The organism is Stenotrophomonas forensis (assembly GCF_028752115.1).
In the GTDB taxonomy this organism is placed as follows: domain Bacteria; phylum Pseudomonadota; class Gammaproteobacteria; order Xanthomonadales; family Xanthomonadaceae; genus Stenotrophomonas; species Stenotrophomonas forensis.
Map to the genome: position 1 here is coordinate 866325 of NZ_CP082270.1, position 20190 is coordinate 886514.

The 20190-nt window shown below is 65.4% G+C and carries 21 protein-coding genes; 17 read left to right on the plus strand and 4 right to left on the minus strand.

Annotation, left to right across the window (positions count from 1 at the left end; translation table 11 throughout):
* Positions 1-9: 9 nt before the first annotated feature.
* The 12 genes from rplF (at position 10) to K5L94_RS04050 (ending at position 7748) form a co-directional block, all read left to right on the plus strand.
* Entirely contained in the window at positions 10-534 is a 525-nt protein-coding gene (gene rplF / locus K5L94_RS03995; RefSeq protein ID WP_008266090.1) for a 50S ribosomal protein L6, read from the plus strand.
* A gap of 80 nt (positions 535-614) precedes the next feature.
* Positions 615-974: a 50S ribosomal protein L18 gene (gene rplR, locus K5L94_RS04000; protein ID WP_024957318.1), complete on the plus strand. Its 360-nt coding sequence runs from the start codon at positions 615-617 to the stop codon at positions 972-974.
* Between the two features lie 161 nt (positions 975-1135).
* Positions 1136-1678 (plus strand): 30S ribosomal protein S5, encoded by a 543-nt coding sequence (rpsE, locus tag K5L94_RS04005; RefSeq protein ID WP_053448882.1) that lies wholly within the window; start codon positions 1136-1138, stop codon positions 1676-1678.
* The gene (rpmD, locus tag K5L94_RS04010; protein WP_004154497.1) at positions 1671-1862 is read left to right on the plus strand and encodes a 50S ribosomal protein L30; all 192 of its coding nucleotides are present in this window, start codon (positions 1671-1673) and stop codon (positions 1860-1862) included. Before rpsE ends, rpmD begins: the two co-directional genes overlap by 8 nt.
* Before the next feature lie 6 nt (positions 1863-1868).
* Positions 1869-2312 carry a 50S ribosomal protein L15 gene (gene rplO, locus K5L94_RS04015; RefSeq protein WP_004154498.1) on the plus strand — a complete coding sequence of 148 codons (444 nt, stop codon included), beginning with the start codon at positions 1869-1871 and terminating at the stop codon, positions 2310-2312.
* A 7-nt stretch (positions 2313-2319) separates the two neighbouring features.
* Entirely contained in the window at positions 2320-3687 is a 1368-nt protein-coding gene (gene secY, locus K5L94_RS04020) for a preprotein translocase subunit SecY (RefSeq protein WP_004154499.1), read from the plus strand.
* A gap of 347 nt (positions 3688-4034) precedes the next feature.
* Complete coding sequence (rpsM, locus tag K5L94_RS04025; protein ID WP_004154500.1) at positions 4035-4391, plus strand: 30S ribosomal protein S13; 357 nt, start codon at positions 4035-4037, stop codon at positions 4389-4391.
* An 11-nt stretch (positions 4392-4402) separates the two neighbouring features.
* The gene (gene rpsK, locus K5L94_RS04030; protein ID WP_004145443.1) at positions 4403-4792 is read left to right on the plus strand and encodes a 30S ribosomal protein S11; all 390 of its coding nucleotides are present in this window, start codon (positions 4403-4405) and stop codon (positions 4790-4792) included.
* Positions 4793-4807: 15 nt separating this feature from the next.
* Positions 4808-5437: a 30S ribosomal protein S4 gene (gene rpsD / locus K5L94_RS04035; RefSeq protein ID WP_004145446.1), complete on the plus strand. Its 630-nt coding sequence runs from the start codon at positions 4808-4810 to the stop codon at positions 5435-5437.
* A 56-nt stretch (positions 5438-5493) separates the two neighbouring features.
* The gene (locus tag K5L94_RS04040) at positions 5494-6492 is read left to right on the plus strand and encodes a DNA-directed RNA polymerase subunit alpha (protein ID WP_004145453.1); all 999 of its coding nucleotides are present in this window, start codon (positions 5494-5496) and stop codon (positions 6490-6492) included.
* 191 nt (positions 6493-6683) lie between these two features.
* On the plus strand, positions 6684-7067 hold the full coding sequence (rplQ, locus tag K5L94_RS04045; protein WP_005408217.1) for a 50S ribosomal protein L17: 384 nt from the start codon (positions 6684-6686) through the stop codon (positions 7065-7067).
* A gap of 174 nt (positions 7068-7241) precedes the next feature.
* On the plus strand, positions 7242-7748 hold the full coding sequence (locus K5L94_RS04050) for a disulfide bond formation protein B (RefSeq protein ID WP_004154504.1): 507 nt from the start codon (positions 7242-7244) through the stop codon (positions 7746-7748).
* Between the two features lie 45 nt (positions 7749-7793).
* On the opposite strand, the gene K5L94_RS04055 is transcribed toward K5L94_RS04050, so the two are convergent.
* Positions 7794-9920 (minus strand): TonB-dependent receptor, encoded by a 2127-nt coding sequence (locus tag K5L94_RS04055; RefSeq protein WP_274512025.1) that lies wholly within the window; start codon positions 9918-9920, stop codon positions 7794-7796.
* A 220-nt stretch (positions 9921-10140) separates the two neighbouring features.
* On the opposite strand from K5L94_RS04055, the gene K5L94_RS04060 reads away from it, so the two are divergent.
* Positions 10141-11532: a class II 3-deoxy-7-phosphoheptulonate synthase gene (locus K5L94_RS04060; protein WP_008265113.1), complete on the plus strand. Its 1392-nt coding sequence runs from the start codon at positions 10141-10143 to the stop codon at positions 11530-11532.
* A 576-nt stretch (positions 11533-12108) separates the two neighbouring features.
* Positions 12109-13248 carry a mechanosensitive ion channel family protein gene (locus tag K5L94_RS04065; protein ID WP_053451248.1) on the plus strand — a complete coding sequence of 380 codons (1140 nt, stop codon included), beginning with the start codon at positions 12109-12111 and terminating at the stop codon, positions 13246-13248.
* A gap of 63 nt (positions 13249-13311) precedes the next feature.
* Here the strand turns inward: K5L94_RS04065 and K5L94_RS04070 are convergent, their stop codons facing one another.
* From K5L94_RS04070 to typA, 3 genes are read right to left on the minus strand one after another with little or no spacing between them, the layout of a single operon-like run.
* Positions 13312-14934: an amidase gene (locus tag K5L94_RS04070; RefSeq protein ID WP_053448884.1), complete on the minus strand. Its 1623-nt coding sequence runs from the start codon at positions 14932-14934 to the stop codon at positions 13312-13314.
* Positions 14935-14975: 41 nt separating this feature from the next.
* Entirely contained in the window at positions 14976-15443 is a 468-nt protein-coding gene (locus tag K5L94_RS04075) for a DUF2127 domain-containing protein (RefSeq protein ID WP_005415426.1), read from the minus strand.
* A gap of 11 nt (positions 15444-15454) precedes the next feature.
* Positions 15455-17302: a translational GTPase TypA gene (gene typA / locus K5L94_RS04080; RefSeq protein WP_049456418.1), complete on the minus strand. Its 1848-nt coding sequence runs from the start codon at positions 17300-17302 to the stop codon at positions 15455-15457.
* Positions 17303-17574: 272 nt separating this feature from the next.
* On the opposite strand from typA, the gene K5L94_RS04085 reads away from it, so the two are divergent.
* The 3 genes from K5L94_RS04085 (at position 17575) to K5L94_RS04095 (ending at position 19871) form a co-directional block, all read left to right on the plus strand.
* Entirely contained in the window at positions 17575-18066 is a 492-nt protein-coding gene (locus K5L94_RS04085; RefSeq protein ID WP_004153629.1) for a peptidylprolyl isomerase, read from the plus strand.
* Between the two features lie 118 nt (positions 18067-18184).
* A complete protein-coding gene (locus K5L94_RS04090; protein ID WP_004153634.1) occupies positions 18185-19171 on the plus strand; it encodes a malate dehydrogenase in 987 nt (328 codons plus the stop codon).
* 85 nt (positions 19172-19256) lie between these two features.
* Complete coding sequence (locus K5L94_RS04095; protein WP_274512026.1) at positions 19257-19871, plus strand: RluA family pseudouridine synthase; 615 nt, start codon at positions 19257-19259, stop codon at positions 19869-19871.
* Positions 19872-20190 lie beyond the last annotated feature (319 nt).

Here is a 20190-nt window from a genome sequence, read left to right on the forward strand (position 1 = left end):
AGTAGAACTATGTCCCGCGTAGCCAAGAAGCCCGTCACCCTGGGTAAGGTTGAACTGAACGTCCAGGCCGAATCGGTCACCGTCAAGGGCCCGAAGGGCACCCTGTCGCTGCCGAAGCCGGCTGGCATTGCCATCAACGTCGACAACGGCGTTGCCACCCTGAGCACCGAGAACGTTGACCTGGTCGCGCTGACCGGTACCGTCCGCGCGATCCTGGCCAACATGGTCAAGGGCGTGTCCGAAGGCTTCGAGCGCAAGCTGGAGCTGGTCGGCGTGGGTTACCGTGCTGCCATGCAGGGCAAGGATCTGAGCCTGTCGCTCGGTTTCTCGCACCCGGTCGTGTTCGTGGCGCCGGAAGGCATCACCATCACCACCCCGACCCAGACCGAGATCCTGGTCCAGGGCGCTGACAAGCAGGTCGTCGGTGAAGTCGCCGCCAAGATCCGTGCGTTCCGCAAGCCGGAACCGTACAAGGGCAAGGGCGTGAAGTACTCCGACGAAGTCATCATCCGTAAGGAAGCCAAGAAGGCGTAAGCGCGAGTCCCTCGCAAGAGCCCGCACATCCTTGTGCGGACTCCTCAGGGAAAAGCCCAACCTTCAGCTTTCAAGGAATAATCAAAATGAACAAGAACATCGCCCGCCTGCGTCGCGCCAAGTCGACCCGCGCCCACATCCGTGAGCTCGGCGTCGCCCGCCTGTCGGTGCTGCGCACCGGCCAGCACCTGTACGCCCAGGTCTTCACCGCCGACGGTTCCAAGGTGCTGGCTGCCGCCAACACCACCCAGACCGACGTCATGGAAGGCCTGAAGAACGGCAAGAACGCCGATGCTGCCGCCAAGGTTGGCCGCATCGTCGCCGAGCGTGCCAAGGCCGCCGGCGTCGAGAAGGTTGCCTTCGATCGTTCGGGCTACCGCTACCACGGCCGCATCAAGGCCCTGGCAGAAGCCGCCCGCGAAGCCGGCCTGCAGTTCTAAGGGATAAGGGCAGGGGGCCTAGGGTCCTCTGCCCGCCTGCTCGCCAGCCTGAGTGAGGCTGGGCGACGCCGCTCTTCTGCAGCGGCTCACCGCAACAACGCAGCACTCCACAACCATAAGCGGCCCCGAGCCGTACATACCCAAACTACCAAGGAATCAAAATGGCAGAAGAGCGTCAGCAGCGGGGTCGCGATCGCGACCGTAACCGCGAAGAGAAAGTCGACGACGGCATGATCGAAAAGCTGGTCGCGGTCAACCGCGTCAGCAAGACCGTCAAGGGTGGCCGCCAGTTCACCTTCACCGCCCTGACCGTGGTCGGCGACGGCGAAGGCAAGGTCGGTTTCGGCTATGGCAAGGCCCGCGAAGTGCCGGTCGCCATCCAGAAGTCGATGGAACAGGCCCGCAAGAACCTGGTCAGCGTTGACCTGAACAACGGCACCCTGTGGCACACCATCAAGGATGGTCACGGCGCAGCCCGCGTGTTCATGCAGCCGGCTTCTGAAGGTACCGGCGTCATCGCCGGCGGTGCCATGCGCGCCGTGCTGGAAGCGGTTGGCGTGAAGAACGTGCTGGCCAAGGCCACCGGTTCGCGCAACCCGATCAACCTGGTGCGTGCCACCGTGAAGGGCCTGACTGCAGCGCAGTCGCCGGCTCGCATCGCGGCCAAGCGCGGCAAGAAGGTGGAGGAACTCAACCATGGCTAATGAGTCCAACAAGACTGTGAAGGTGCGCCTGGTGCGCGGCCTGCGTGGTACCCAGTCGCGTCACCGCCTGTCGGTGCGTGCGCTGGGCCTGAACAAGCTCAACGATGTGCGTGAACTGAAGGACAGCCCGCAGGTTCGCGGTCTGATCAACACCGTTCACTACCTCGTCAAGGTTGAGGAGTAATCGATCATGACTCTGCGTCTCAATGAACTGAGCCCGGCACCGGGCGCCCGCACCGAGCGCACCCGCGTCGGTCGCGGTATCGGCTCGGGCCTGGGCAAGACTGCCGGCCGCGGCCACAAGGGTTCGTTCGCCCGTAAGGGTGGCGGCAAGATCAAGGCTGGCTTCGAAGGCGGCCAGACCCCCATGCAGCGTCGTCTGCCGAAGATCGGCTTCCGTTCGCCGATCGCCAAGGACACCGCTGAAGTGCTGCTGTACGCGCTGGACAAGCTGCCGGCCGGCGAGATCGACTTCGCCGCCCTGCGTGCTGCCAAGCTGGTCCCGAGCACTGCAAAGAAGGCCAAGGTCGTCGTCAAGGGCGAAGTGACCAAGGCGTTCACCCTGAAGGGTATTGCTGCCACGGCTGGTGCCAAGGCCGCGATCGAAGCTGCCGGCGGCAGCGTGACGGAGTAAGAAAATCATGGCGCAAGCTGGCATCGGTAACCTCGCGGGCGGAATGGGCAAGTTCACTGAACTTCGCCAACGTTTGCTGTTCGTCGTCGGGGCTTTGATCGTCTATCGCATCGGCTGCTACGTGCCGGTGCCGGGCGTCAATCCCGATGCCATGCTTGCCATGATGCAACAGCAGGGCGGCGGCATCGTGGACATGTTCAACATGTTCTCGGGCGGCGCCCTGCACCGTTTCAGCATCTTCGCGCTGAACGTGATGCCGTACATCTCGGCATCGATCGTGATGCAGCTGGCCGTGCACATCTTCCCCGCCCTGAAGGCGATGCAGAAGGAAGGTGAGTCCGGCCGCCGCAAGATCACCCAGTATTCGCGCATCGGCGCCGTGCTGCTGGCAGTGGTGCAGGGCGGCTCGATCGCACTTGCCCTGCAGGGCCAGGTCTCGCCGTCGGGCGCTCCGGTCGTGTACGCGCCGGGCATGGGCTTCGTGCTCACCGCCGTGGTCGCGCTGACCGCCGGCACCATGTTCCTGATGTGGGTCGGTGAGCAGGTCACCGAGCGCGGCATCGGCAACGGCGTGTCGCTGATCATCTTCGCCGGTATCGTGGCCGGCCTGCCGGGTGCGGTCATCCACACCTTCGACGCCTACCGCGACGGCAACATCCAGTTCATCCAGCTGCTGCTGATCGCCATCGTCGTGCTCGCCTTCACCTTCTTCGTGGTGTTCGTCGAGCGTGGCCAGCGCCGGATCACGGTCAACTACGCGCGCCGCCAGGGCGGTCGCAACGCGTACATGAACCAGACCTCGTTCCTGCCGCTGAAGCTCAACATGGCCGGCGTCATCCCGGCGATCTTCGCCTCGAGCCTGCTGGCCTTCCCGGCCACCCTGGCCATGTGGTCCGGCCAGGCCGCCAACCAGAGCAGCTTCGGCCAGATCCTGCAGAAGGTCGCCAACGCGCTCGGCCCGGGCGAGCCGCTGCACATGATCGTGTTCGCTGCGCTGATCACCGGTTTCGCGTTCTTCTATACCGCGCTGGTGTTCAACTCGCAGGAAACCGCCGACAACCTGAAGAAGTCGGGCGCGCTGATCCCGGGCATCCGTCCGGGCAAGGCCACCGCCGACTACATCGACGGCGTGCTGACCCGCCTGACCGCAGCCGGCTCGGCGTACCTGGTGATCGTCTGCCTGCTGCCGGAACTGATGCGCACGCAGCTGAACGCCTCGTTCTACTTCGGCGGTACTTCGCTGCTGATCGTGGTGGTGGTGGTGATGGACTTCATCGCCCAGGTGCAGGCGCACCTGATGTCGCACCAGTACGAGAGCCTGCTGAAGAAGGCCAACCTGAAGGGCGGCAACCGCGGCGGTTTTGCCCGCGGCTGATAGGCCTGTTATACTTTCGTCTTCCTGACGTGATGGTCCCTCCGCTTCGCGGACTCCGGCCACACAAACGAAGGGCGGCCCCCGCAGCGGTTCCGGGTGGGGGTGTGATGAGGTGGTCCCGCGCTGGAGTAGCGCGGGCGGCCCCGGGGGAAACCCCAGGTCCAACCCCATCCGGCGCCGGAGCCTGGGCACACTCCCCAGGCCGGGTTCATGAAACCAATGGTTTCACGGGCTTCCATGTAAACCGGAACCTTGTTAGTATCGCTAGTTCACTTTTTTGATCCATCCTGCCGGATTGGCGTGCCCGAGGCGCGCTGTCGGCCATCACTCAGCTGGAGAACCGCGTCATGGCGCGTATTGCAGGCGTCAACCTGCCAGCCCAGAAGCACGTCTGGGTCGGGTTGCAAAGCATTTACGGCATCGGCCGTACCCGTTCGAAGAAGGTCTGCGAAGTCGCAGGCGTTGCTTCGACCACCAAGATCCGCGATCTGTCGGAGCCGGAAATCGAGCGCCTGCGCGCCGAAGTCGGCAAGTACATCGTGGAAGGCGATCTGCGCCGTGAAATCGGTATCGCGATCAAGCGCCTGATGGACCTGGGCTGCTACCGCGGCCTGCGTCACCGTCGTGGCCTCCCGCTGCGTGGCCAGCGCACCCGTACCAACGCCCGCACCCGCAAGGGTCCGCGCAAGGCGATCAAGAAGTAAGGGACTGAGAAATGGCTAAGCCCGCTGCTAAGACCAAGAAGAAGATCAAGCGCGTCGTCACCGACGGCGTTGCCCACGTCCACGCTTCGTTCAACAACACCATCGTCACCATCACCGACCGTCAGGGCAACGCTCTGTCGTGGGCGACCTCCGGTGGCGCTGGCTTCCGCGGTTCGCGCAAGTCGACCCCGTTCGCTGCCCAGGTGGCTGCTGAAAAGGCCGGTCGTGCTGCGCTGGACTACGGCGTGAAGTCGCTGGAAGTCCGCATCAAGGGCCCGGGTCCGGGCCGTGAGTCGGCCGTGCGTTCGTTGAACAACGTCGGCTACAAGATCACCAACATCATCGACGTGACGCCTATCCCGCACAACGGGTGCCGTCCGCCGAAGAAGCGTCGCGTCTAAAGGGAGCGATAAGAAATGGCTCGTTATATCGGTCCTACCTGTAAGCTCGCCCGTCGCGAAGGCGCCGACCTGTCCCTGAAGAGCCCGGCGCGTGCGCTGGACTCGAAGTGCAAGCTGGAGCAGAAGCCCGGCCAGCACGGCGCCACTGCCCGCAAGGGCAAGCTGTCCGACTACGCCACCCAGCTGCGTGAAAAGCAGAAGGTCAAGCGTATCTACGGCCTGCTGGAGCGTCAGTTCCGCAACTACTACAAGAAGGCCTCGACCAAGAAGGGCAACACCGGCGAGAACCTGCTGCAGCTGCTGGAAACCCGCCTGGACAACGTCGTCTACCGCATGGGCTTCGCCGTGACCCGTCCGGCTGCCCGTCAGCTGGTGTCGCACCGCGGCGTCACCGTGAATGGCAAGTCGGTCAACCTGGCTTCGTACCAGGTCAAGGCTGGCGACGCCATCGCTCTGTCTGAAAAGGCTGCCAAGCAGCTGCGCGTCCAGGAAGCCCTGACCGTCGCCGCCCAGCATGACCTGAGCCCGTCGTGGGTTGAAGTGGATTCCGGCAAGTTCACCGGCATCTTCAAGGCTGTTCCGGATCGTTCGGATCTGCCTGCGGACATCAACGAAGCGCTGATCGTCGAGCTGTATTCGAAGTAATTCATCATTGGAGAGCCCCCGGCGACGGCCGGGGGTTCACTAGGAGAACCCGCAACATGACGGTTACCGCCAACCAGGTTCTGCGTCCTCGCGGTCCGCAGATCGAACGCCTTACCGACACCCGTGCAAAGGTCGTTATCGAACCTTTGGAGCGGGGTTACGGGCATACGCTGGGCAATGCCCTGCGTCGCGTGCTGCTGTCGTCCATCCCGGGCTTCGCCATCACGGAAGTCGAAATCGACGGCGTGTTGCATGAGTACACCACGGTCGAAGGTCTGCAGGAGGACGTGCTCGAAGTCCTGCTGAACCTGAAGGACGTGGCCATCCGTATGCACTCCGGCGACAGCGCCACCCTGTCCCTGTCCAAGCAGGGCCCGGGCGTTGTCACCGCTGCCGACATCAAGGTCGACCACAATGTGGAGATCCTGAACGGCGACCATGTGATCTGCCACCTGACCAAGGACACGGCAGTGAACATGCGTCTGAAGATCGAACGTGGTTTCGGCTACCAGCCGGCTGCCGCGCGTCGTCGTCCGGACGAAGAAACCCGTGCCATCGGCCGCCTGGTCCTGGATGCCTCGTTCTCGCCGGTCCGCCGCGTCGCCTATGCCGTGGAAGCGGCCCGCGTCGAACAGCGTACCGACCTGGACAAGCTGGTCATCGATATCGAGACCAACGGCACCATCGACGCCGAGGAAGCCGTGCGCACCGCCGCCGATATCCTCAGCGACCAGCTGTCGGTGTTCGGTGACTTCACCCACCGCGACCGCGGTGCGGCCAAGCCGGCCAACAACGGCGTGGATCCGGTGCTGCTGCGCCCGATCGACGATCTGGAGCTGACCGTGCGTTCGGCCAACTGCCTGAAGGCCGAAAGCATCTACTACATCGGCGATCTGATCCAGAAGACCGAAGTGGAGCTGCTGAAGACCCCGAACCTGGGCAAGAAGTCGCTCACCGAGATCAAGGAAGTGCTGGCTCAGCGCGGCCTGTCGCTCGGCATGAAGCTGGAGAACTGGCCGCCGGCCGGCGTCGCCAGCCACGGCATGCTGGGCTGATATCGGTAATGCCTGGAGGCTCCACCGGCAACGGTGGAGCCTTCAACGCAACACAACATGCCACGACGAACCCCAGGTTCGCGCGGCAGGTCGTCCAGGACGGGCGGCCAGGACCATCCGCAGTCCGCGCAGCAACGCCAGGATGGCGACAACGATCCACACAGCCTCATCATTAACCAAGGAATATCACCATGCGTCACCAGAAGTCTGGCCGTAAGTTCAGCCGTACCAGCGCCCACCGCGAAGCGATGTTCAAGAACATGGCCGCCTCGCTGTTCAAGCACGAGCTGATCAAGACCACCCTGCCGAAGGCCAAGGAACTGCGCCGCGTTGCCGAGCCGCTGATCACCCTGGCCAAGGTCGACTCCGTCGCCAACCGCCGTCTGGCCTTCGCCCGCCTGCGCGACAACGAAGCCGTGGGCAACCTGTTCACCATCCTGGGCCCGCGCTACGCGAACCGTCCGGGCGGCTACCTGCGCCTGCTGAAGTGCGGCTTCCGCGCCGGCGACAACGCACCGATGGCCTACGTCGAGCTGGTTGACCGTCCGGTCGTGGCCGAAGAAGTGGCCGAGTAATCGGACCGCTCCAACGCGACACAGCGAAAGCCCGGCCTCTGCCGGGCTTTTGCGTTTCCGGGGTTGCTGGGCGCTGCCTGCAACCCACACCGTTCCGACAGGCGTCACCTGCGGCGGTTCGAATGGCGCGCACTCTCGGTTACGCTTGGCGCCTGATCCATTCGAGCGTTGACGATGAATCCACTGCGCTGGCCCTTCCGCGCCCAGTTCTTCCTGGGCTTCCTGATCTGTGCGGGCCTGCTGGGCTACGCGATCTTCCTGCAGTTGAAGATGGGCCTGGAGCCGTGCCCGCTGTGCATCTTCCAGCGCCTGGCATTCGCCGCGCTCGGCCTGCTGTTCCTGATCGGCGCGCTGCACGGGCCGTCCAACCGACCTGGCCGCGCGACCTATGGCGTGCTGGCCTTCATCGCCGCCGCGGTGGGTGTCGGCATCGCCGCGCGCCACGTCTACGTGCAGATGCTGCCGCCGGAGATGGGCGCGACCTGCGGCCCACCGCTGAGCTTCCTGCGCGAGACCATGGGGCCACTGGAAGTGTTCCGCACGGTGCTGACCGGTACCGGCAACTGCGGCAACATCGACTGGACGTTCCTGGGCCTGACCATGCCAATGTGGTCGGGGGTGTGGTTCGTGCTGCTGGCGCTGTGGGCGCTGCTGGTGTCGCTGCGCAAGGTCAAGCGCTGAAGCAAGGTAATGCCGGCCAGCGGCCGGCACTACCACGGTCCGTCCTCAGAAGTCCTGCTGCAGGCTCAGGTAGGCGCCGCGGCGCGGGCCCCATTGCGGGGCGAACACGCCGACACCGCCGCCATCACGCAGCTGGTAGCTGCGATCCAGTGCGTTGATCAGCGCCAGCTGCACATGCAGCGGATGGCCGCTGTCGGCGTTGAAGTCGTGGCCTGCACTGAGATTGACCTGCAGGTACGACGGCAGCTCGCCGCCATTGGGCACGCCCTCGATGTCCGAACGCAGGCCGCTGCCGAACACGTAGTTGGCACCGATCCGGTTGTGGCCCGCGAAGGCGTAGCTGAAGCCGCCCGACGACGTCAGCTTCTGGTCGTGATCCAGGTGGATCCAGTGGTTGGCCACGTAGGCCAGGGCTTCCGGGTCCAGGTTGTACTGCCCGGTGATGACGTCGGTACCGATGGCCTTGTTCAGGGCGGCGTTGAGGTAGGCGCTGAACGGGCCGTTGCTGTAGTCGGCACTGAATTCCAGGCCGCGGATGTGGCCGCGGCGATAGTTGAACGTCGAATAGATGTAGGCGGCGCCGAACTGGCCTTCATCCTGCAGCCGCGCGACGCGGCGGTCATACGCATCCAGGCCCAGTGTGAGGTGTTCACCCAGCTGCTGCGAGACGCCGATGTCGTAGTAATCGCTGCGTTCGGCCAGCGGAATGTTGTTGCCGCCGCTGGGCTGCTGGTTGGTGGTGCCGTCGTAGAGGGCGATGTCGCTGCTGGCGATCAGCTCGCTGGCCGGTGGCGTGAAGTAGCGCGAGTAGCCGGCGTGCACGGTGGTGCTGTCGCTGGCATTCCAGACCACGCCCACGCGCGGGCTGAGCTGGCCTTCGGTGCGCCCAAAGGCCTTGTAACGGTCACCGCGCAGGCCGTAGTTGACGGTCCAGTCGTCGCCGATCTTCCATTCGTCCTGCACGTACAGCGCCAGCGTGCTGGCGTGGAAGGCGCTGCGATCGGGAATCAGCAGCGGCGTGGTGCTGGACTGCTGGCCGGCGTCGTCGACCGGGAACACCCAGCTGTTGTTGCTGGCCCGCGCGTTCTCGTAGTTGCCATACAGGCCATAGCGCAGCGTGTGGTCGTTGCCCAGCGGCGTGGAGAAGTCGGCCTGCAGGGTATTGGCGCGGTTGCTGCGCTGGACCTGTGAGGCGACGCCGCTGAACACCAGGTCGCCCACCACGTCCGGGTTGAATCCCACATCGCTGTAACGCTGCCCGGCCGAGAGCTGGTAGGCGGTGCTGCCCAGCGTGCCCTGCAGCACCAGCATGCCGAAGCGGGTGGTCTCGCGCTGGGTCTCATCCAGCTGGCTGGAGTCGAAGGTGGTGGTGTCGAGATAGCCGAACTGCGGTGTCTGGCCCGGATTGACCGGGATCTGGAAGCGGTTGTTGGCGAAGCCGGCGAATACGCTCAGGCGGGTGTTGTCGTTGACCAGATAGGTCAGGTCGGCGAAGGCCTTGCCCTGGTGGGTGTCGTCGTGCAGCGGCTTGCGCGAGGGGGTCGGATTTTCCAGGCCGACCTCGTTCTGGTCGTAGTTGCCGGTCAGGAACCAGCTCCAACGGCCCTGGTTGCCCCACCATGAGGCATTCGGATTGAGCTTGCCGAACGAGCCGGCAGCGAGGCCCGCGCTGCCACCATTGCCAAGTTCGGCGCCATTGCGCGTAATGATGTCGACCACCGCAGCGGTGCGCTCGCCGAACTGCGCCGGCAGAGCGCCATCCATCAGGCGGATGCTCTTGATGGTGCGTGCATCCAGGGTCTGGCCAAAGCCGGAGATCGATTCGGGCAGCAGCACGCCGTTGATGCGGTACTGCAGGTTGGCGTGGTCGCCGCGCACATGCACGCCGCCGTACGAATCCTGGACCACGCCCGGCGCCTGCAACAGCACCTGGCTGAGTGGCGCAGACGCACCCAGCGGCTGCTTCTGGATGTCCTCGGCCGTGATCTGGTACTGGCTGCTGCCGATATCCGGCGACAGCATGTTGCGGGCCTGGTCGAGCTGGGCGTGGACGGTCACAGCGTCCAGGTCCTTGACCGGCGCGGAGGTGTCGTCGGCAGCTGCGGCGAAGGCGGGCAGGCTGGCCAGAGCCAGGGCGAGGGTGATGCCGGTAGCGAGCAGGGAGGGCTTCATGGCGATGGGCTGTGGAAGGGGCCGGTCGGGGAATGTGGAGTGTTACTTCGTAACAGTGCGTGGCGAATCATGCGCCTGCCGGGACGGCCATGGCCATGCGGTTTGTGGCCGATCGCGATGCCCTTTCCCCGGCGTTCAGCCATGTGCAGACCACGCCCGGCCCTTTGCGACAGCGGTCGGCTCTGCGACCATGAACGTCCCCCACCTCCGGAAGTCTGCAATGAGCCTGTCCGCCGTTTCGCCTGTCCCCGATCCTGCCGCGACCGCCGCTGGCGCTGCCTGGTCGCCGGAGAGCTGGCGTGGCAAGACCGCGCTGCAGATGCCGACCTACCCGGACCCGGTCGCGCTGGATGCGGCCCTGCACGAGCTGAAGCGGCTGCCGCCGCTGGTTACCTCGTGGGAGATCCTGGCGTTGAAGCAGCAGTTGGCCGAGGCGCAGGAGGGCAAGCGCTTCCTGCTGCAGGGCGGTGACTGCGCGGAGAATTTCAGCGACTGCGAATCGGGCACCATTTCCAACCGGTTGAAGGTGCTGCTGCAGATGAGCCTGGTGCTGGTGCACGGCCTGCGCCAACCGGTGATCCGCGTTGGGCGCTTTGCCGGCCAGTACGCCAAGCCGCGTTCGGCCGATACCGAAACCCGCGATGGCGTGACCCTGCCCAGCTACCGTGGTGACGTGATCAATGCGCCGGCGTTCACCGAAGCGGCGCGCCTGCCGGACCCGAAGCGGATGCTGCAGGCCCACGCGCATTCGGCGATGACGATGAACTTCGTGCGTGCGCTGATCGATGGCGGCTTCGCCGACCTGCACCATCCGGAGTACTGGAACCTGGAGTGGGTAAGCCACTCGCCGCTGGCCGCCGAGTACCAGAAGATGGTGGCCTCGATCGGCGATGCGGTGCACTTCATGGAGACCCTGGCCGGGGCCCGCGTGCACAACCTCAATCGCATCGATTTCTACACCTCGCACGAAGCGCTGCTGCTGCCCTACGAACAGGCGCTGACGCGGCAGGTGCCGCGTCAGCAGGGCTGGTTGAACCTGAGCACGCATTACCCGTGGATCGGCATGCGCACCGCTGCGCTCGATGGCGCGCACGTGGAGTACCTGCGCGGCGTGCGCAACCCGATCGCGATCAAGGTCGGCCCGTCGGTGACGCCGGACCAGTTGCTGCGCCTGATCGATGTGCTCAACCCGCATGATGAACCCGGCCGCCTGAGCTTCATCCATCGCATGGGTGCGGCGCAGATTGCCGAGAAGCTGCCGCCGCTGCTGGATGCGGTCAAGCGTGATGGTCGCCGTGTGCTGTGGGTATGCGATGCGATGCATGGCAATACCGAGAGCACTGCCAATGGTTTCAAGACCCGTCGTTTCGACAATGTGCGCGGCGAGGTTGAGATGTCGTTCGACCTGCATGCGGCCGCGGGCACGCGCCTGGGCGGCGTGCATCTGGAGCTGACCGGCGAGGATGTCACCGAGTGCACCGGTGGCGCGCGCGAGTTGACCGAGCGTGATCTGGAACGTGCATATCGTTCGACGGTGGACCCGCGGTTGAACTACGAGCAGTCGCTGGAGATCGCGATGGCGATCGTGCGCAAGCAGGAACAAGTGCGGTAAGGGTTTTTCGGCAGGGCTTGCAGCCCTGCACCTGCTACAAGCCAGATCAACGTCAAAGTCGGGCATTCCGGGGGATGCTGGGGCGGTGTCGGAGTGCGGGGACGCCGCAAGTACGTCCATGTAGGCTTGGCAGCCGCATCCATGCGGCTGACACCCCGCACTCCGACACCGCCCCACCCTGACAGATCCCTGCGATCTGTCGGTGGGTGCCGACCGTTGGTCGGCACATCTGTCAGATAGCGATACACACAAATGGGGTCAGATCTGTTCCAGCAGATCGCAGAAAACTGTCGAAGGCGGGGTGGGTCCGGTTGCGGGAGTGTCCGCGGCATGGATGCCGCGGCCAAGCCCCCAGGGATGGGTTTACGGCGTCTCCCGCAACCGGACCCACCCCGCCATCCCACGGAATGCCAGCCTCTGGTGTTGCTTGTGCTTCGGCTGTTGCTGTTGCTCCAGCGCAGCCGGGTGCAGGGCTGCAAGCCCTGCCGATCAACACCCTCCTTACGAACGACTGACGTGACGCTCATGCGCCATGCGCGAGGCTGTCCGCTTGCGGTTCGAGTGGAGGTGGCGACCGTGCACTGGGAAAGCGCACAGGCCTATGTGTGGCCGTTGGGGGCGGCGGTGCTGGTGGGGGGCATCGGCGCGTGGTTGATCCTGTGGATCTACCACCGGTTGAAAGGACGCGATCGGCGGCGTGCGCGCATCGGTCGCGTGCTCGGGCTGCCGCTGGCCACCGCCTGGCCGCTGCTGCTGTTGATTCCCGCGCTGCAGGCGACGCCGCTGCAGGACCCAATGCTCGGCAACCTGCAGCACATGCTGCATATCGCACTGACCGCGTGCTTCATCTGGTTGCTGGTGCGGGCGGTGGCCGCCGGCGAGCGCGCTATCCTGCGCAGTCACCCCATCGATGTTTCCGACAACCTTGAAGCCCGCCGCATCCAGACCCAGACCCGGGTGCTCAGCCGCGTGCTGATGGGCGGCATCATCGTGCTGGGGGCATCGCTGGTGCTGCTCACGTTCCCGATGGTGCAGAAGATCGGCACTGCTTTGCTGGCATCGGCCGGCCTGATCGGTCTGGTTGCCGGTATCGCCGCCAAGCCGGTGTTCGGCAACCTGATCGCCGGCCTGCAGATCGCGGTGACGCAGCCGATCCGGCTGGACGACGTGGTGATCGTTGAAGGCGAATGGGGCCGCATCGAGGAGATCGGCAGCAGCTATGTGGTGGTACGCATCTGGGATGAGCGGCGGATGGTGGTGCCGCTGACCTGGTTCATCGAGAACCCGTTCCAGAACTGGACGCGGCGCAGTGCCGACCTGCTTGGCACGGCCTTCCTGTGGCTGGACTACCGGGCGCCGATCGCAGCGATCCGCACCGAGCTGGAGCGGATCTGCCGGGGTGAAGCGCTGTGGGATGGCCGGGTCTGCGTGACCCAGGTGACCGAGACCAGCGAGCGTGCGATCCAGGTGCGGCTGCTGGTCAGCGCGCGCAGCTCTGGCGATGCTTTCGACCTGCGCTGCCTGGTGCGCGAACGCATGCTCGATTTCCTCGCCCGCGAACACCCGCAGTCGTTGCCGCAGGTGCGCGCACGTGTACAGCACGATGATGAGCTGGACATGCCACGAGTACCGCGTACGCGTACTGCAGATGTGCGTTCGCCGGGCGCGGAGGATGGCGAGGCGGCGATCGTGCCGGTGGAATCCCCGGACCGGTAGTGCCGGGCGCTGGCCGGCATCTGCGGGATGATGGGTTGCCGGCCAGCGGCCGGCACGACCGGATCACGGCTCGCCGGCGTCGATCAGGGCGTCTGTATCGAAGTGCGGTGGCCGCCGCGCGCGGGTGCGCTGTTCATAGGCGTAGGCCATCTCGATCAGCTTGGGCTCGCTCCAGGCGGTGCCCATGAACAGCAGGCCGACCGGCAGGCCGTCGATCTGGCCCATCGGCACGCTGAGGCTGGGATAGCCCGCCACAGCCGCGGCGCTGTAGCTCTCGCCCGGGAAGTCGTCGCCTTCGCTGCGGATCGGCCATGCCACACCGGTGGTCGGTGCCACCAGGGCATCGAGCTGCTGTGCGGCGAGGGCGGCATCGATGCCTTCCGGGCCGGCCAGCCGGCGCGCATCACTGCGTGCGCGGATATAGGCGGGGTCGGCCAGCCCGGCGGTGGCGTCGGCCTCGACCAGCAGCTCCTGGCCGAACAGGCCCAGCTCCTGCCTGGCGTGTGCCTGGTTGAAGGCGATCAGGTCGGCAAGGCTGCGCAGCGGCGCGTGGTGGGTGCTGAAGTAGCGCTCCAGCCCTGCCTTGAATTCGTACAGCAGCACGAGGCGTTCGGCCTCGGCCCAGGCGCCCTGGTTGGGCAGCTCCACCGGCACCACAACGGCACCGGCACGGCGTAGCTCGGCGGCGGCCTGGTCGATCAGCGGCGGCATTCCGCGGTATTTCAGCAGGGGCGTCTGCAGCAGGCCGATGCGCTTGCCGCGCAGGCCCTGCGGGTCCAGCCGCGCGGTGTAGTCATAGACCGCGCGGCCGGGCATGGTCGCAGTCGCCGGGTCGGCGTCGTCGCGGCCGGCGATCGCGGTCAGCACGGCCGCCGCATCGGCGACGCTGCGTGCCATCGGCCCGGCGGTGTCCTGGCTGAACGAGATCGGGATGATGCCGTCGCGGCTGACCAGTCCAACCGTCGGCTTCAGGCCGACCACACCGTTGATCGCCGCCGGGCAGACGATGCTGCCGTCGGTCTCGGTGCCGATCGCCACGCTGGCCAGGTTGGCGGCCACGGCCACCGCACTGCCGCTACTGGAGCCGCAGGGCGAGTGGCTGAGTCGATAGGGATTGCGGGTCTGGCCACCGCGCGCGCTCCAGCCCGAGATCGAGTCGTTGCCGCGGAAGTTGGCCCACTCGCTGAGATTGGTCTTGCCCAGCACCACCGCGCCGGCGTCGCGCAGCCGACGCACCAGGTAGGCGTCGTCCGGGCGGAAACCCTGCAGGGCCAGCGAGCCGGCACTGGTGGCCATCGGCGCGGCGTTGATGTTGTCCTTCAGCAGCAGCGGAATGCCATGCAGGGGCCCGCGCAGGCGGCCATCGCGGCGCTCGCGGTCGCGCGCTGCGGCTTCCTTCAGTGCATCCGGGTTGAGCTCGATCACCGCGCGCAGGCGCGGCCCGGTGCGGTCCAGGGCCGCAATGCGCTGCAGGTAGGCCTGGGTCAGGGTGGTGCTGTCCAGCTCACCGGCGGTCATCCGCGCCTGCAGATCGGCGACATCGGTTTCGGCGTACGGGAACGGCACGTTGCGGCTCGCAGGTTCGGCCGCATGCGCGCTGGACGTGGCCGGGCTGCAGCCAGCCGAAAGCAGCGCAGGCAGCGCGGCGAGCAGGCAGGTCAGCAGAGGCGGCAAGGACGGGCGCATGGGGCGGCTTGGTCGGCTCCAATCCCCAGTGTAGCCGCTGCTCAGCGATGGCGCTTGCGCAGGTCGCGGGCGAGGACGTAGACCACGATCAGGTTGATCGCCAGGATCGTCCACGACGGCCAACCCGGGTGCCGGATGATCGCGAAGATGTCGAAGGGCAGGTACAGGGAGGCGGTCAGGCAGCCCAGCCAGGAGGCCCAGGCCTTTGCCCGCCACAGTCCCCAGGCTTCGACCAGGTGCAGCAGGCCGTAGCCGATCATCCCCGCCGCGGCCAGGTGCACCGCGTCGGGGCTGATCATGTGCAGCAGCGAGGGCAGGGTGCCATGGTCCGGATCCAGGCTGAAACGCCGGATCAGGACCATGATGCCGTGCCGCAGCGGCTGCGGTCCGAGCACTTCCAGCCCGGTGGCGGCCAACAGCGCCAGCATCGCCTTGCTCGCTTCGAGCAGGGCGATGACGTGGAGACCCGGATGCCGGTGCGGATCCGGGTTGTAGCCGCTCTGGTTCACGGGGTGCTGGCTCAGCCGCCGCGCGAAGCCTTCTTGCGGTCGCTTTCGGTCAGGAACTTCTTGCGCAGGCGGATCTCCTTCGGGGTGATCTCGACCAGCTCGTCGTCTTCGATGAAGTCCAGGGCCTGTTCCAGCGAGTACTTGATCGCCGGGGTCAGCTGGATCGCATCGTCCTTGCCCGAAGCGCGCATGTTGGTCAGCGGCTTGGTCTTGATCGCGTTGACGGTCAGGTCGTTGTCCTTGGAGTGGATGCCGACCAGCTGACCTTCATACACGTTGTCGCCTTCAGCAGCGAACAGCTTGCCGCGTTCCTGCAGCGGGCCCAGCGAGTAGGCCGGCGTGGTGCCCGGCGCATTGGCGATCATCACGCCGTTGATGCGCTTGGCAATCGCGCCCTGTTCCTTCGGACCGTAATGGTCGAACACGTGGAACAGCAGGCCCGAACCCTGGGTCAGGGTCTTGAACTCGTTCTGGAAACCGATCAGGCCACGGGCCGGGATCGAGTATTCCAGGCGCACGCGGCCCTTGCCGTCCGGCTCCATGTTCTTCAGCTGGCCCTTGCGGGTGCCCAGCTTTTCCATCACGCCGCCCTGGTGGATTTCTTCGATGTCCACCACCAGCTGCTCGATCGGCTCCATCATCTGGCCGTCGATTTCCTTGATGATCACTTCCGGGCGCGACACGGCCAGCTCGTAGCCTTCGCGACGCATGTTCTCGATCAGCACCGACAGGTGCAGTTCGCCACGGCCGGAGACCAGGAACTTGTCGGCGTCTTCCAGCTGTTCGACCTTCAGGGCCACGTTGTGGACCTTTTCACGGTCCAGGCGGTCCTTGATCTGGCGGCTGGTCAGGAACTTGCCACCGGACAGGTCCTTGTTGCCGGCGAACGGCGAGTTGTTGACCTGGAAGGTCATCGAGATGGTCGGCTCGTCGACGGTCAGTGCCGGCAGCGCTTCCGGGGTGTCCGGGTGGCACAGGGTGTCGGAGATGGTCAGCTCCGGAATACCGGAGATGGCGACGATGTCGCCGGCTTCGGCGGTGTCCTGCTCGATGCGCTCCAGGCCCAGGAAGCCCAGCACCTGCGCGACCTTGCCGTTGCGCTTCTTGCCTTCGCGGTCGATCACCGCGACCTGCATGTTCTTCTTCAGGGTGCCGCGCTGGATGCGGCCGATGCCGATCACGCCCACGAAGTTGTTGTAGTCCAGCTGGCTGATGCGCATCTGGAAGGCGCCTTCCGGATCGACTTCCGGCTTCGGCGCGTGCTGCATGATGGCTTCGTACAGCGGGGTCATGTCGCCGTCGCGCACGGTGTCTTCCAGGCCGGCATAGCCGTTCAGGGCCGACGCGTAGACGATCGGGAAGTCCAGCTGCTCATTGGTGGCGCCGAGCTTGTCGAACAGGTCGAAGACCTGATCGATCACCCACTCCGGACGCGAGCCCGGGCGGTCGACCTTGTTGACCACGACGATCGGCTTGAAGCCCATCGCGAAGGCCTTCTGGGTCACGAAGCGGGTCTGCGGCATCGGGCCGTCCATCGCGTCGACCAGGATCAGCACGGTGTCGACCATCGACAGCACGCGCTCGACCTCACCACCGAAGTCGGCGTGGCCGGGGGTGTCGACGATGTTGATCCGGTTCTTGATGCCGGTCTTCTTGTCTTCCCAGGTGATGGCGGTGTTCTTGGCCAGGATGGTGATGCCGCGTTCCTTTTCCTGGTCGTTGCTGTCCATCACGCGCTCGGCGAGGACGGTGCGCTCGGACAGGGTGCCGGACTGCTTCAGCAGCTGGTCGACCAGGGTGGTCTTGCCATGGTCGACGTGGGCGACGATGGCGATGTTGCGAAGATTTTCGATGGACATACGAAAGGGGGCCAGTCGGCGCCGGATTTGGAAAAAGAAGTCCAACATTATACGTCGAACTTGACGATTCGCGAAAAGGTGGATTTCACGCCGGTCATGGGGCCCATTCAGCTGGGTCCCGCCGCTGCGGTCGAGGCTGCCTGGCGCCGGTGGCTGGGCTGCCCATCCGGCGGCTGAAGCCGGGATCTGCGCCCATGGTCGAAGCCGCCGCCGCCACGAGGCAGGTGTAAACTAGGTGGCTAGACGCGTTCCCCTCTGCATCAAGGATCTTCATGTCCCTCATCGCCACTTTCGACACCACCCAGGGCCCGATCAAGGTCGAGCTGTTCGCCGACAAGGCGCCGCTGACCGTGGCCAACTTCGTGAACCTGGTCAAGCACGGTTTCTATGACGGCCTGATCTTCCACCGCGTGATCGCCGACTTCATGATCCAGGGCGGCTGCCCGCAGGGTCGTGGCACCGGTGGCCCGGGCTACAAGTTCGAAGACGAGAAGAACGGCGTGAAGCACGAGGTCGGCTCGCTGTCGATGGCCAACGCCGGCCCGAACACCAACGGCAGCCAGTTCTTCATCACCCATATCAAGACCGATTGGCTGGACGGCCGCCACACCGTGTTCGGCAAGGTCCTGGAAGGCCAGGCCATCGTCGATTCGGTCAAGCAGGGCGACGTGATCCATTCGATCACCCTGGAAGGCGACGTCGACGCCGTGCTGGCCGCCCAGGCCGAGCGCGTGGCGGAGTGGAACAAGCACCTCGCCGCCTGATCCCCCTTCGAAACGGCCACCCATGGGTGGCCGTTTCCCTGTTCCCCGCCGCCCGCCAGGCCTGCGTGGCCACGCCCGCGGCGTCCCATCAAACGCTTGCAAGCAAGAGGAAACCCCCATGAAAGCACCCGTTCGTGTTGCCGTGACCGGCGCCGCCGGCCAGATCGGTTATGCCCTGCTGTTCCGCATCGCCTCCGGCGAAATGCTGGGCAAGGACCAGCCGGTCATCCTGCAGCTGCTGGAACTGCCGGTCGACAAGGCCCAGGCCGCCCTGAAGGGCGTGATGATGGAACTGGAAGACTGCGCTTTCCCGCTGCTGGCCGGCATGGTCGGCACCGACGACGCCGAAGTCGCGTTCAAGGACGCCGACATCGCCCTGCTGGTCGGCGCGCGTCCGCGCGGCCCGGGCATGGAGCGCAAGGACCTGCTGCTGGAAAACGCCAAGATCTTCACCGCCCAGGGCGCGGCGCTGAACAAGGTGGCCAGCCGTGACGTGAAGGTGCTGGTGGTCGGCAACCCGGCCAACACCAATGCCTACATCGCCATGAAGTCGGCCCCGGACCTGAAGCCGGAAAACTTCACCGCCATGCTGCGCCTGGACCACAACCGCGCGCTGAGCCAGCTGTCGACCAAGCTCGGCAAGCCGGTCGGTGGCATGGAGAAGCTGGTGGTGTGGGGCAACCACAGCCCGACCATGTACCCGGACTACCGTTTCGCCACCGCCGATGGTGCGTCGATCGCCGATGCGATCAACGACCAGGAGTGGAACGCCAACACCTTCATCCCGACCGTCGGCAAGCGCGGCGCGGCGATCATCGAAGCCCGCGGCTCGTCCTCGGCTGCTTCGGCCGCCAACGCTGCCATCGACCACGTGCGTGACTGGGTGCTGGGCAGCAACGGCAAGTGGGTCACCATGGGCGTGCCGTCCGATGGCTCCTACGGCATTCCGGAAGGCGTGATCTTCGGCTTCGCGGTGACCACCGAGAACGGCAAGTACACCCTGGTGAAGGATCTGCCGATCGACGACTTCAGCCAGAAGTACATCGACAAGACCCTGGCCGAGCTGGAAGAAGAGCGCGCCGGCGTCGCCCACCTGCTGGGCTGATGCAGGCGGTACCGGCTCCGGTCGGTACGCAGAAGACGGGGAAGCTTCGGCTTCCCCGTTTTTGTTTGGAAGGATACGGAACCCCATGATCCACCTGCACTACTTCGATGACGCGCTGCTGGTGGCCGAGAAGCCGGCCGGCCTGCTGTCCGTGCCCGGCCGCAGCGCCGAGAACCAGGACTGCGTGGTCGCGCGCCTGCAGGCGCTGTACCCGGATGCATTGACCGTGCACCGGTTGGACCAGGTGACTTCCGGCCTGCTTCTGCATGCGCGTGGCAAGGAGATGCAGGCGGCGTTGTCGATGCAGTTCGAGCAGCGCCAGGTTGGCAAGCGTTACGAAGCGATCGTGGAGGGGCTGCTTGAAGGCGATGCCGGTGAAGTGGACCTGCCGCTGATCGTGGATTGGCCGAATCGGCCGAAGCAGATGATCGATCATGAACGCGGCAAGCCGGCGCTGACGCGCTGGCGCGTGCTGGCACGTGATGTTGAAGCGCAGCGCACCCGCATGGAGTTGGAACCGGTCACCGGTCGCAGCCACCAGTTGCGGCTGCACATGGCCAGCATTGGCCATCCCATCGTGGGTGACGTGCTGTATGACGCCGCGCCTGCGCAGCGGGTGCATCTGCATGCGAGCAGCCTGCGGTTCACCCATCCGGTGACAGGCGAAGCACTCGCGTTCGAGTCCGCGACGCCGTTCTAGGTGGGGCGGCAGGGCTTGCAGCCCTGCACCTGCAGAATCAATGTCAACGTCAAAAGCGGGCTATCCGCGGGTTGGCGGGGCGGTGTCGGAGTGCGGGGACGCCGTGAACCCATCCCTGGGGGCTTGGCAGCCGCATCCATGCGGCTGACACCCCGCACTCCGACACCGCCCCACCTCTGACAGTTTTCCGCGGCTGTTGGTATTTGCGGCCGTGGTTCCGCGCGGCTGTTGGTAGGTGTCGACCTTGGTCGACACATCTGTCAGATATCGAATGATTCATCCACGCATGGCGTGGATCTACCGTGTCGACCAAGGTCGA